This is a genomic window from Parasediminibacterium sp. HNIBRBA5674, assembly GCF_056745525.1.
In genome coordinates this window covers 60,745-73,652 of record NZ_JBQWIE010000023.1, presented here as the reverse complement: position 1 = coordinate 73,652, position 12,908 = coordinate 60,745, and the positions used below count along the sequence as shown (strand labels likewise).

Here is a 12,908-nt window from a genome sequence, read left to right as displayed (position 1 = left end):
AAAGGATGATGTGTATATTAAACGATAAGTTCTTAGAAAATATACTCTTTAAAGAAATTTAGATGCGTTTGCCCTGGCATCAAGTGTTTCTATATTAGTATAATCAACTGTAAAATGATTAAAAGCTAAAGACTGCTGAAATACAGGCGTAGCAATGCTTACACGGCAAGGCTGTTGATTAATGTGCACTTTAGCAAATTCAGTCACCACAAACAGAGTAGTTGTAACAACCTCATCAATAAGAGCTAGTTGTACCCGCTGACACCAACCGATATAACCATCGTACAAGCATTTAATTTGAACAAATTCTTTTTGAATTTCCAATACCTCAGCATATTCACCAAGTAATAGTTGGCTAGTCATTTCACTTGTATGGTCGGGCTCTTTACGCAACGGACAAACAGCCACTATGCTTGCTACAAAACGCATCCTTTAATTATTTTACAAACAAGTTATGGAAATTATACTTTGCTGCATCTAAACTGTTATCATTGTGATTTATTACTTGTGAACACAGACAAATATCAACATATCACCGAAACTGAATTGCTACAAAAATTTGCCGAAGACGGTAATAATTTTTGGTTGGGCATTTTGCTACAACGCTACACGTTGCTGCTATTTGGTGTGTGCATGAAGTATTTAAAAAACGAAGAAACGGCTAAAGATGCTGTGCAGCAAATATTCTTAAAAGCTATTACTGAACTTCAAAAATACAAAGTAGATTATTTTAAAAGCTGGCTATATATGGTGGCAAAAAACCACTGTTTAATGAAGCTAAGAGAGAAGCATGTATTTGTAGATGTAGACAATGTGCAGCCTATGGCAAATGAAGAATTTGACATACATGCTTTGCAACAAAAAGAAAAAACACTATCGCAAATAGAAGAATGTTTACAATACTTGCAGCCTGACCAAAAAACCTGTGTAACTTTATTTTATTTGCAAAAGAAAAGCTACGTGCAAATAGTAGAACAAACAGGTTTTACCATGATGCAGGTAAAAAGCCACATTCAAAATGGTAAGCGTAATTTAAAAAACTTGGTAGAAAAGAAAATGTAACCACGAACAATGGCAGATGTAACCAACATATTGCACGATGATGAGTTGAATGACGAACAACTGATGAATTATTTAGAAGGTAATTTATCAGATGAAGAACGCCATGCAATAGAGTTACAAATGCTTGAAGATGACTTTACCAATGATGCTGTAGAAGGCTTAGAAAATCTATCTAACAAAGCACAGTTAAGCACTTATGTAGAGCAGCTAAACTATCAGCTACAAAAGCAAATTGCTACAAAAAAACAACGTAAAGCAAAGCGCAAACTTGCCGACAATCAGTGGCTAATTATATCTATCTGTGTGGTACTTGCTATTTGTGTTTTAGGCTATTATATGCTACATTTAAAAGGGTTAATTTAAGTAGCTTATAATCTGCAAAGCCTTGCTATCACAGCCTCGTGTTGTGGAAATACTTTTACCAATTCTTCAGCTTTTGCTAGTTCAAAATCTGCAAAATCAAAGCCTGGTGCAACGGTACAGCCTACAAAACTAAACTCAGAATTAGGTGCAGGTTCGCTTGCAAACCAACAACCCGCTGGTACAACCGCTTGAAAAACCTCACCATTTAGTACATTATTACCAAGCTTAATTATTTCTAAACTGCCATTGTGATGAAGCACATAAATCAATAAAGTTTCACCAGCATAAAAATGCCAGCATTCATCACTTTGAATTTTGTGAAAGCCAGAAAAGTTACCTTTTTCTAATAAAAAATAAATAGCAGTGCTAAAAAATCTTTCGCCTGCAAACCTTTCAGGCAGAGCATTGTGCGCAATCAACTCATCGCTTCTATAAGTTTCTTTGTAGTACCCACCTTCAGGATGTGGCAACATTTCAAAATAGGTTACTAGTGTTTCAGCGTTAAGCATATATCATTTTTTTTAAATTAAAAAGGCGGAAAGTTTTTAACTTTCCGCCTTTTCTATTAAAGAATAAAACTTACTTATTCATCATCATCAAAGTTCATTGCTTCTCTTGTAGCAGATAATACTTCGTATTCTTCTTTGCTACCTACAATTAGGTTATCGAATTCACGTTGACCAGTACCAGCAGGAATTAAGTGGCCAGTAATAACGTTTTCTTTTAAGCCTAACATATAATCTGCCTTACCTTGAATAGCCGCAGTACTTAATACTTTGGTTGTTTCTTGGAAAGAAGCCGCAGAAATCCAGCTTTGTACACCTAAAGACGCTTTAGTAATACCTAGCAATACTGGTTGCGCAGTGGCAGGTCTTGCATCACGTACTTCAACTAATTTCTTATCAGCACGACGTAAAATTGAGTTTTCTTCTCTTAACTCACGTAAAGTAACAATTTGACCAGCTCTAAACTTGGTACTTTCACCAGATTCAGTAACTACTTTTTTATCGTAAACTCTATCGTTTTCATCAATAAAATCAAACCTATCTTCTAGATCTTCTTCTAAGAATTTAGTATCGCCAGCGTCTACAATTTCTACTTTTTTCATCATTTGTCTAACGATTACTTCAACGTGCTTATCATTGATACGCACACCTTGTAAACGATAAACTTCCTGAATTTCATTTACCACGTACTCTTGTACTGCAAATGGACCACGAATAGTTAATATATCTGCTGGAGCAATTTGACCATCAGATAATGGTGCACCTGCTTTCACGAAATCAGCATCTTGTACTAGAATTTGACGAGACAATGGCACTAAGTATTTTTTAGTAACACCATCTTTACTTTCTACCGAAATTTCACGGTTACCACGTTTGATATTACCAAATGTAGCTACACCATCAATTTCGCATACTACAGCCGGATTACCTGGATTTCTTGCCTCGAATAACTCAGTTACACGTGGCAAACCACCCGTGATATCTCTTAATTTACCAAGTACACGTGGTATTTTAACCAAAATTTGACCAGCTTTAACTTCATCGCCTTCTTCAACAGCAATGTGACTGCCTACAGGTAAGTTGTAATGTTTGTGTTCTTTTCCATTAACAATAATAGTAGGAATCTTGGTTTTATCTTTTGTTTCAATAACCACTTTTTCACGGTGACCAGTTTGTTCATCACTCTCTTCACGGAAAGTTACACCGTCTAAGATACCATCAAACTGTACGTTACCTGCGTATTCTGCAACGATGACGTTGTTGAAAGGATCCCAAGTACAAATAGATTCACCTTTCTTAATTTGGTGGCCATCTTTTACTTGTAAAGTAGAACCATAAGGGACGTTGTTGGTAATTAATAAACGATCATTTTTTACGTCCATAATTCTCACCTCACCAGTACGGCCGATAACAATTTGAACCTTGTTACCTTCTGCATTGATAGCAGTTACTGTTCGTAAACCATCAAATTGAATAGTACCATCAAACTTAGCGTTTAATGAACTTTCAATAGAAGCACTACCAGCAACACCACCCACGTGGAAAGTACGTAGGGTTAACTGTGTACCAGGCTCACCAATTGATTGTGCAGCAATGATACCTACCGCATCACCACGTTGTGCTAAATAACCTGTTGCCAAGTTTTTACCATAACATTTTACACACACACCGCGTTTGGCTTCACATGTTAATACAGAACGTATTTCTACAGTTTCTATGCCAGAATCTTCAATTGCAACAGCAGTATCGTGACTTATTTCAACACCAGCAACAGCCAATATTTCATCAGTTAAAGGATTGATTACATCGTGCAATGATGTACGACCTTCAATTCTATCAGCTAATGGTTCAATAATATCTTCATTATCTTTTAATGCAGAAGTAGCAATACCACGTAAAGTACCACAATCATCCTCAGCAATAACCACGTCTTGAGCAACGTCCACCAAACGACGAGTTAAGTAACCCGCATCGGCTGTTTTCAAGGCAGTATCGGCCAAACCTTTACGAGCACCGTGGGTAGAGATAAAGTAATCCAATACGTTCAAGCCACCTTTAAAGTTACTCAAAATTGGGTTTTCAATAACCTCGCTGCCTGATGAACCACTCTTACGAGGTTTTGCCATCAAACCACGAATACCTACTAACTGCTTAACCTGTGTTTTACTACCACGAGCACCAGAATCCAACATCATGTAAACCGAGTTGAAACCTTGTTTATCGGTAGCCATTTCACGAATTAAAGATTCGGTAATACGCATATCCACACGACCCCAAATATCAATAACTTGGTTGTAACGTTCGTTATTGGTAATAAGACCCATATTATAGTTTTCCCAAACTTCTTCAACGTCGTTTTTAGCAGTTTCTAATAACTCAGCTTTTAATTCAGGAACTAACAAGTCATTTACACTGAAACTTAAACCACCACGGAAGGCCATACGGAAACCTAAGGTTTTAATTTCATCTAAGAATTTAGCAGTTTTAGGAACGTTGGTAATTTTAATAATATCACCAATAATTTCTCTTAAACTTTTCTTAGTTAATAATTGGTTTACAAAACCAACTTCTACAGGCACAAATTGGTTAAATAGCACACGACCAACAGTTGTATCTAATAATTTTTTTACCAATACACCCTTTTCACGCACCATTGTTCTTACCTTAATGTTAGCGTGTAAGTCTACAGCACCTTCATTATAAGCAATAATTACTTCTTCAAGGCTATAGAAAGCCATGCCTTGACCTTTAATTGGTTCTTCTGGTGTTGATTTTTTACCCTTTGTAATGTAATACAAACCAAGTACCATGTCCTGAGAAGGAAGGGTGATTGGCGTACCATTTTGTGGGTTCAAAATGTTGTGAGAAGACAACATTAATAATTGGGCTTCCATGATAGCAGCATTGCTCAAAGGCACGTGTACCGCCATTTGGTCACCATCGAAATCGGCGTTGAAAGATGCAGTTACCAACGGGTGAAGTTGGATGGCTTTACCTTCAATTAATTTCGGTTGGAAAGATTGGATAGACAAACGGTGCAACGTAGGGGCACGATTTAATAATATCGGATGACCTTTCAATATATTCTCAAGAATATCCCAAATAACAGCTTCTTTTTTATCTACTAATTTCTTAGCTGATTTTACTGTTTTTACAATACCTCTTTCTATTAATTTTCTAATGATAAACGGCTTGAACAATTCAGCTGCCATATCTTTTGGCAAACCACATTCATGCATTTTCATTTCAGGACCTACAACGATAACCGAACGACCAGAATAGTCAACACGTTTACCCAACAAGTTCTGACGGAAACGACCTTGTTTACCTTTAAGTACATCACTTAAAGATTTTAAAGCACGGCCCCCTTCTGCTTTTACAGCGTTCGATTTACGTGAGTTATCAAACAAGCTATCAATAGCTTCTTGTAACATACGTTTTTCGTTACGTAAGATAACTTCAGGTGCTTTAATTTCTAACAAACGCTTTAAACGGTTGTTACGGATAATTACACGGCGGTATAAATCGTTCAAATCTGATGATGCAAAACGACCACCATCCAAAGGCACCAAAGGACGTAATTCTGGTGGAATAACAGGGATGTATTGCATTACCATCCATTCAGGACTATTTGCAATACGCTCAGAACTGTCTCTAAAGCCTTCTACAACGCTCAAACGCTTTAAAGCATCTGCTTTACGTTGTTGTGAAGTTTCGTTTGCCGCAGCATTACGTAAGCTAAAGCTAAGTTCATCCAAATCTAATCTAGCCAATAAACCTTGAACAGCCTCAGCACCCATTTTAGCAATGAATTTTTGAGGATCTTCATCAGGTAAATACTGATTATCTTTTGGTAAAGTATCTAATAAATCTAAATATTCTTCTTCAGTTAACAAATCGCCAGGGGCAAAATTGTCTTTGATACCAGGTTGTAATACCACGTAACGTTCGTAGTAAACGATGGTTTCTAATTTCTTAGAACTCATACCTAGTAAGTAACCAATTTTGTTAGGCAAACTTTTGAAGTACCAAATATGAACTACTGGTACTACTAATTTAATATGACCTAAACGCTCACGACGTACTTTTTTCTCAGTAACTTCTACACCACAACGGTCGCAAACAATGCCTTTATAACGAATACGTTTGTACTTACCACAAGCACATTCGTAATCTTTTACCGGCCCAAAAATCCTTTCACAAAACAGACCATCACGCTCTGGTTTGTAGGTACGGTAGTTAATGGTTTCAGGCTTTAATACTTCACCAAAGCTTCTTTCTAAGATGCTGTCAGGCGAAGCCAAACTAATGGTAATTTGAGAAAATGTTGATTTTGGACGATTGTCTCTTTTGATAGCCATATCCTAATATCGAGTTTTGATTTGAAGTACCACCGGTTTTAAACACATCGTTTGGTTTCCATTGCAGAAGACTTGTACGTTCTTAACACGTTGAATGTCAAGACAAGTTGCAGTCTAACCTAAACCGTAAAATAAAAGGGATACAATACTCCAAAATTGTTAAGGCGGCAAAGGTAAGGGTACATACTTAAACCAAAAAATGAAAGATTTGGTAAAATGATTTGAAAATACTAAACAAGTCTTAATTGCAAAAACAATTGATACAAGTAAACAGTTAGAAATATGTTATAAATTTATATTTTACTACAATAAAAACAACAATTAAGCGTTATTGCAAGCTTAAGCAGCAAGTACTGCGTATTAATATTGCAATGATTGTTCTAAAAATATTGATATTTGCAGCTAATTATTAGGACTTTTAACCAAAAACCTTAACTTAAAACATTTTGTGTAAAGCGATGAAAAAATTCTTTATTATCTGTTGCTCTATCATACCTGCGTTAGGTATGGCACAAAGTAAGCCAATAGTGCGCAAAGCGGTAACAGCAACAAAAGGCGGCACCAAATACGATTTAGAAGACAAAAATGATAGTGCGCATGTTTATTTCATGAAAGGTTGGGATGCGTACAAAGCCAACGATATTAATGCTGCAAGATTTTATTGGGAAAGAGGTGCTAATTGTACTAGCGACATTCCTTCTAAATTTTCTAGTGCCTTTAGATATGGCCTTATGCTACAGAATGGTGAAGGCATTGTAGCTGACCAAGATGCAGCGTTTTATTATTATACCAAAGGTTCAGCTAACGGTAAACCTGTAGGCGATGTTGATGCAACAAAAAATGTAGCTGCGTATTATGAAAACGGTATGTCAGTAAAGCAAGACTTTAAAAAAGCTTTAGAATGGTATTTAAAAGCTAAAGCACAAGGCAATAAATACTGCGACGCAGACATTGCTAGAGTAAGACAAAAAATTGCACAAGGGTTATAATTTACAACTCTTTTAAAAAAAGCCGATACGAATCAATTGTATCGGCTTTTTTTAGTTACATATTACCCCTTTACTCCACTACCCTTTCTGCCTTCGAAAAATTTTTGTCGTCGTATTTCTTGCACAGGTACATTATTTATCTTGCTCTCTAGCCAGCCAATAATATCTAAATACATAAAACTGCGGCTTTCTAATGGATTGCCCTCAAGCTTTTCAAGTTTCTCTTTCAGTGTCACAAAGGCTGGTATCAACTTTTTAGGTGATAAAGAGAATGACTTACGAATAAACTTAAATACCTCTTCTTCTACCGTACTTAGGTTATTCATTTTTGCCATAAAACGATACACTGATTTAATTAAATACTCAAGCAATTCGTAATTACCTAGTTCATAATGTGCAATTAGGTGTAGCAAACGTGCATAACACTGCAAATCGGTACGCAGATTCACTTTCCAATGGATAATTTTATTCAAATAGTCTATAGCTTTTTCATTGTCGCCACTACCAAAATACAAGCAAGCTATTTTGTAATAAAATACTAAAACTCTGTGCTTGTCAAGGTGCAGCTCATACGCTTTTAGCTGTTCATTTATATAAGACACCAATTCTAAACCTTCGGTAAATGTGCCTTGCAGAAAGTGCTTATTTATTTTACTAATGTGCAAATACACAAAGGTTTGTATAGCAGCATTGTGCGTACTTTTAGCCGCATCAGATGCTGCAAATCGCTCAAAACGTTGCAGGTCTGTTTCAAATTTATCAATATTATTAAGGTTAAAATGTGCACTTAGCAAGTTGTGCATACCTCTTATATATTGACCTGCTTCTATGGTTTGCATAAAAGGCACGTCATCAAACAACTCAACCCATTTTTTGGTGTAACGATAATACATTAGCAAGTCTTGCAGAATAAAGCCATACCAACAGTAAGCTTGGTACAAATACAATTTCTCATAAAAGCCCATTTCTTCTATGCGATAAACAGGCAAGTTGGTTTCAAAAAAAGATTGAATAGCGTGTACATCTTTTTTATCTCTTGCATGGCCATGTTGAATATACCAACCGTACATCTGCAACGCAAGGTTAGATAGTTTGCCTATTAAACTTAAATGTTGATTAATCGTATCGCTTTCTGCACTTAAAGCCTCTGCCCTATTGCCAATGCTTCGTGTAATATGTAGTGCTTCAATTTTCTTCTCAAAAATTACCGCCTGTAGCTGAAATGTAATTTGGTTGTGTTGTTTGGCAATGTCTTTTATTCTGTCCAATACTTTTAAACTCTGAAAATACAAGCCTTTGTTATACAATATTTTGGCAAAATCCATTTGCTCATGCAACTGAATATCTATGTTGTCATCATCTTTCAATAGTCGTAAACTGCTCAATATTTGCTTATACAAATGCGCCTTGGCATTAGATAATTGCTGCTTAGAAATAGCAGGTACTTTTTTCAATAAAGCCGTTTCGTCATATTCTGTTAGCTTGTCTAGCGCATCAAATAGTTGAATAATCTTCAAATTATCATCGGCAGAATTTCGCTGTACATATAGCTTAAAATTACGCTTTTCGCCTTTTTCAAGCGACTTTATTAGTTGAAATAAGTTATCTGTACTTCTGTTAGGCATCGTAATTAAATTTAGCTAAAACTCTTGTCAGCATTCACTTTCACAAGCATTACCACCATTTATACCCTGTAAAACACAACCAAATTTGGCAGATTTTATAAAGTAATGCAAGGTAAGTTCGTATGCTATTGCTTGTAAAATTTCAATAGACAAAGTTTTATTACTTAAAAAAATTGTCGTTCCATGTCACAAGAACATGTATATATTTTCGATACTACCCTACGCGATGGCGAACAAGTGCCAGGCTGTAAGCTAAATACAAAAGAGAAAATTGAGTTGGCTTTAGCTCTTGAAGAGTTAGGTGTAGATATTATTGAAGCAGGTTTTCCTATTTCATCGCCTGGCGATTTTGAAAGCGTTAATGAGATTTCTAAAATAGTTAAAAACGCTACTATTTGTGGGCTTACTCGTGCCGTACAAAAAGATATTGAAGTAGCTGCTGAAGCGTTAAAATATGCTCAAAGACCTCGTATTCACACAGGTATTGGCGCTTCTGATATTCACATCAAACACAAGTTCAACACTACAAGAGAAGATATTTTAGGCCGTGCTAAACAAGCCGTTATTTGGAGTAAAAACTTCGTAGACGATGTAGAGTTTTACGCTGAAGATGCCGGTCGTGCAGATATTTCTTTTCTTGCCAAATTAGTAGAAACCGTTATTGCTGCTGGCGCAACGGTGGTTAATATTCCTGATACTACAGGTTATTGCTTGCCACATCAGTACGCTGCTATCATTTCTTACCTAAAAAACAATGTACCTAACATTGATAAAGCCATTTTAAGCTGCCATTGTCACAACGATTTAGGTTTGGCTACAGCCAATTCAATTGCAGGTGTTATTGCAGGTGCTCGTCAAATTGAGTGTACCATCAATGGTCTTGGTGAACGTGCTGGTAACACATCATTAGAAGAAGTGGTAATGATTATAAAGCAACACCAGCTTGGTTTACAAACCCGTGTTAACAGCAAAAAATTACATCCACTTAGCCGTTTGGTAAGCGAAACTATGCGTATGCAAGTGCAACCAAACAAAGCTATTGTTGGTGCCAATGCATTTTCACATTCAAGTGGTATTCACCAGGATGGTTTCTTAAAAGAAGCAACTACTTACGAGATTATGAACCCAGCAGAAGTTGGTGCAGATACATCTAAAATTGTGTTAACAGCTCGTAGCGGCCGTAGTGCATTGGCGTTCCGTTTTCACAAGTTAGGCTATCAATTTACACGTAACGAAGTAGATGCTTTGTACGAGCAGTTTTTGCAAGTAGCCGATAGCAAAAAAGAAGTAATGGACGAAGATTTACATAAAATGGCTACCCCTGCCCTAAAGGGTGTTACAGCAACTGCTTAATTGAAATTTTAAGACTCAGGAAATACATTTTATAAATGAATACTGCAAATAAAAGCTATTTTAAAAATTCCCCTTCAGGGGCTAGGGGCATGAAAAAAAATATTGCAGTTATATTAGGTGATGGTATTGGCCCAGAAGTTACCCAACAATCCATAAAAGTATTAAACGCTGTGGCCGAACAGTATGGCCACGAGTTTAGCTATAAGTTTTGCTTAATGGGTGCAGATGCCATAGAAAAAACAGGCAATCCACTACCAGACGAAACCATAGAAGTTTGCCTTGAAAGCGATGCTATTTTGTTTGGTGCCATCGGTCATCCTAAATATGATAACGATCCATCTGCAAAAGTTCGTCCAGAACAAGGCTTGTTGAAATTGAGAAAAGTGTTGCAATTATTTGCCAATATTCGTCCTACCATCTTATACCCAAACATCAAGCATTTGTCACCACTAAATCCTAAAAATTTAGATGGTATAGACTTGGTTGTTTATCGTGAATTAACTGGTGGTATTTACTTTGGCGATAAGGCCTTAAGTGACGATGGTAAAGTAGCTGAAGACACTTCAATTTACACCGTTGAAGAAATAGAACGCATTGCGCATTTAGCTTTTAAAGCAGCACAACAAAGAAGAAAAAAGTTAACGCTTATTGACAAGGCAAACGTTTTAGAAACCTCTCGTTTGTGGCGCAAAACAATACAAGCCATCGCAACACAATACACTGATGTTACGGTAGATTACATGTATGCAGACAATGCATCTATGAAGCTAATATTAAACCCAAAACAGTTTGATGTAATATTGACAGAGAACCTATTTGGCGATATTATCAGCCACGAGGCTTGCGCTATTGGCGGTGCTTTAGGTATGGCGCCATCGGCTTCTATTGGCAATATCACGGCTTTGTTCGAGCCTATTCATGGTTCTTACCCTCTAGCTGCTGGTAAAGACATTGCCAACCCTATTGGTTCTATTTTATCGGCCGCTATGATGCTTGACTACTTTGGTTTACACAAAGAAGCCGACAAGGTTCGTGCAGCCGTAAATTGGACGTTGACAAACAATTTTGTTACTAAAGATATTGACCCCATCAACTTTTATTTTACCTCAACATTAGGCGAATTAATTGCTGATTATGTAGGTGATAAAATAGAAGGCGATGTGAATCAAGAAAATATCATGTTGCGCAAATCGACAGTGATATAAAATAACCGCTGATTAAAATGATAAAGATGATATGATTATTGGGTGTTTTTTTATGTAGCCAGCAGTTGTAGTTACTTCAACATTTGTTGCGTCGCACACTGGAGCTTTCAGAACAGATTTCAGCATATCTAAAAATTCATTCAGTCACTATCATCATTAACGTCACGAATAAAAAAGTTCTTTGCATTTTACATAGAAGTAGTTATGTTTACAGCATCAAATTACTTCTATGTTACAAGACAGACTTAATAAATTAATCATCAAAACTGCAATAATTATTGTGGTGGTGGTTCTTATTATTCCTGCAAGTATTGGAGGTGGAAATTGTATATAATTCAATTAAAAAATTAGCATACTAAACCGCCTCTACGAGGCGGTTTTTTTTTGCCGAGCCTTCCCAACCCTTCCAAAGGAAGGGCTAAGAAAAGCTCTGAATTTAGAAACCGTATTAAATTAATCAACAATCAAAAGCCACCCCTTTGGGGAGGTTTGGAGGGGCTATATGAGTTACTACAACGAGAACACCATCATTTATCACAACGGAACGTTTGTGAAAGCAGCAGATGCAAAAATTGATTTGTATAGCCAGTCTATGCACTATGGCTATTCAGTTTTTGAAGGTATTCGCTCTTACAAAACCGTTGATAGTAGCACTAAAATATTTAAACCAGTTGAGCATTTTGTACGCTTGCAAGCTTCTGCTGAAGCCTTGAACATGCCTTACAAATGGACGGTTGAAGAACTGATTGAAGCGACTTACAAAGTACTAGCAGACAATAACCTTGGTGATGCTTATATAAGACCTCTGGTTTATGCACCAGCTAATATGAGTTTTAACCTAAACACTGAGTCGCATTTAACCATACAAGCTTGGGAAATGCAACCTTTTTTAGGTACAAAATTGTTGCGAGTAATGACATCTTCTTTTCAGCGTCCAAATCCAAAAGGGTTTACAATGACCGCAAAAGCAGGTGGTCATTATGTCAACTCGATTATGGCAAGCCAAGAAGCAAAAGCCAAAGGCTTTGATGAAGCATTGTTAACAGACATTGAAGGCTTTGCCGCTGAAGCGCCTGGTGCGAATGTGTTTTATGAGAAAGATGGTAAACTTTTTACACCAAGCTTAGGCAATATTTTACCAGGTATTACAAGAGCTACAGTATTAGAGATATGCAGCGACTTAAACATTGAAGTGATTGAAAAACGCTTCACCGTTGCTGAAATATATGGTGCTGATGCAGCTTTTTTCTGTGGTACAGCTGCTGAAGTAATAGGTATTGAAAGTATTGACAATCAACCATTTGCTAAAAACTGGAACGATACATTGAGCAGAGAAATTCAACTAGTGTATAAGAACTTGGTAATAGAAAATAAAGAAGTGGTTTTGAATGAGGTTTTAGGTGTAGAATGATAGGAACGCTGATGACACAGATTGAGCTGATGA

10 protein-coding genes are annotated in these 12,908 nt (G+C 36.6%); 6 read left to right on the top strand and 4 right to left on the bottom strand.

What is annotated here, in order from left to right; all coding sequences use genetic code 11:
• Positions 1 to 48: 48 nt before the first annotated feature.
• Complete coding sequence (locus ACT9TX_RS12240; RefSeq protein WP_481338584.1) at positions 49 to 429, bottom strand: SH3 domain-containing protein; 381 nt, start codon at positions 427 to 429, stop codon at positions 49 to 51.
• Between the two features lie 78 nt (positions 430 to 507).
• On the opposite strand from ACT9TX_RS12240, the gene ACT9TX_RS12235 reads away from it, so the two are divergent.
• A complete protein-coding gene (locus tag ACT9TX_RS12235; RefSeq protein ID WP_481338583.1) occupies positions 508 to 1,062 on the top strand; it encodes an RNA polymerase sigma factor in 555 nt (184 codons plus the stop codon).
• Positions 1,063 to 1,071: 9 nt separating this feature from the next.
• On the top strand, positions 1,072 to 1,425 hold the full coding sequence (locus tag ACT9TX_RS12230; protein ID WP_481338582.1) for a hypothetical protein: 354 nt from the start codon (positions 1,072 to 1,074) through the stop codon (positions 1,423 to 1,425).
• Positions 1,426 to 1,430: 5 nt separating this feature from the next.
• On the opposite strand, the gene ACT9TX_RS12225 is transcribed toward ACT9TX_RS12230, so the two are convergent.
• Both ACT9TX_RS12225 and rpoC read right to left on the bottom strand, forming a co-directional pair.
• Complete coding sequence (locus tag ACT9TX_RS12225) at positions 1,431 to 1,934, bottom strand: cupin domain-containing protein (RefSeq protein ID WP_481338581.1); 504 nt, start codon at positions 1,932 to 1,934, stop codon at positions 1,431 to 1,433.
• A 74-nt stretch (positions 1,935 to 2,008) separates the two neighbouring features.
• Positions 2,009 to 6,292: a DNA-directed RNA polymerase subunit beta' gene (rpoC, locus tag ACT9TX_RS12220; RefSeq protein ID WP_481338580.1), complete on the bottom strand. Its 4,284-nt coding sequence runs from the start codon at positions 6,290 to 6,292 to the stop codon at positions 2,009 to 2,011.
• A gap of 458 nt (positions 6,293 to 6,750) precedes the next feature.
• On the opposite strand from rpoC, the gene ACT9TX_RS12215 reads away from it, so the two are divergent.
• Positions 6,751 to 7,281, top strand: coding sequence for a tetratricopeptide repeat protein (locus tag ACT9TX_RS12215; RefSeq protein ID WP_481338579.1), 531 nt, complete (start codon positions 6,751 to 6,753; stop codon positions 7,279 to 7,281).
• Positions 7,282 to 7,343: 62 nt separating this feature from the next.
• On the opposite strand, the gene ACT9TX_RS12210 is transcribed toward ACT9TX_RS12215, so the two are convergent.
• Positions 7,344 to 8,906: a hypothetical protein gene (locus ACT9TX_RS12210; protein ID WP_481338578.1), complete on the bottom strand. Its 1,563-nt coding sequence runs from the start codon at positions 8,904 to 8,906 to the stop codon at positions 7,344 to 7,346.
• Between the two features lie 183 nt (positions 8,907 to 9,089).
• Between ACT9TX_RS12210 and ACT9TX_RS12205 the strand changes: the two genes are divergently transcribed.
• The 3 genes from ACT9TX_RS12205 (at position 9,090) to ACT9TX_RS12195 (ending at position 12,875) form a co-directional block, all read left to right on the top strand.
• Complete coding sequence (locus ACT9TX_RS12205; protein WP_481338577.1) at positions 9,090 to 10,259, top strand: 2-isopropylmalate synthase; 1,170 nt, start codon at positions 9,090 to 9,092, stop codon at positions 10,257 to 10,259.
• 35 nt (positions 10,260 to 10,294) lie between these two features.
• On the top strand, positions 10,295 to 11,464 hold the full coding sequence (leuB, locus tag ACT9TX_RS12200; protein ID WP_481338576.1) for a 3-isopropylmalate dehydrogenase: 1,170 nt from the start codon (positions 10,295 to 10,297) through the stop codon (positions 11,462 to 11,464).
• Between the two features lie 502 nt (positions 11,465 to 11,966).
• Positions 11,967 to 12,875: a branched-chain amino acid transaminase gene (locus ACT9TX_RS12195; RefSeq protein WP_481338575.1), complete on the top strand. Its 909-nt coding sequence runs from the start codon at positions 11,967 to 11,969 to the stop codon at positions 12,873 to 12,875.
• Positions 12,876 to 12,908 lie beyond the last annotated feature (33 nt).

What these genes read in the sequence shown, in the direction of transcription:
- ACT9TX_RS12205 (WP_481338577.1), top strand. Translation starts at nt 9,090, where the DNA reads ATGTCACAAGAACATGTATATATTTTCGATACTACCCTACGCGATGGC.
- ACT9TX_RS12210 (WP_481338578.1), bottom strand. Translation starts at nt 8,906, where the DNA reads ATGCCTAACAGAAGTACAGATAACTTATTTCAACTAATAAAGTCGCTT.
- ACT9TX_RS12225 (WP_481338581.1), bottom strand. Translation starts at nt 1,934, where the DNA reads ATGCTTAACGCTGAAACACTAGTAACCTATTTTGAAATGTTGCCACAT.
- leuB (WP_481338576.1), top strand. Translation starts at nt 10,295, where the DNA reads ATGAATACTGCAAATAAAAGCTATTTTAAAAATTCCCCTTCAGGGGCT.
- rpoC (WP_481338580.1), bottom strand. Translation starts at nt 6,292, where the DNA reads ATGGCTATCAAAAGAGACAATCGTCCAAAATCAACATTTTCTCAAATT.
- ACT9TX_RS12230 (WP_481338582.1), top strand. Translation starts at nt 1,072, where the DNA reads ATGGCAGATGTAACCAACATATTGCACGATGATGAGTTGAATGACGAA.
- ACT9TX_RS12215 (WP_481338579.1), top strand. Translation starts at nt 6,751, where the DNA reads ATGAAAAAATTCTTTATTATCTGTTGCTCTATCATACCTGCGTTAGGT.
- ACT9TX_RS12195 (WP_481338575.1), top strand. Translation starts at nt 11,967, where the DNA reads ATGAGTTACTACAACGAGAACACCATCATTTATCACAACGGAACGTTT.
- ACT9TX_RS12240 (WP_481338584.1), bottom strand. Translation starts at nt 429, where the DNA reads ATGCGTTTTGTAGCAAGCATAGTGGCTGTTTGTCCGTTGCGTAAAGAG.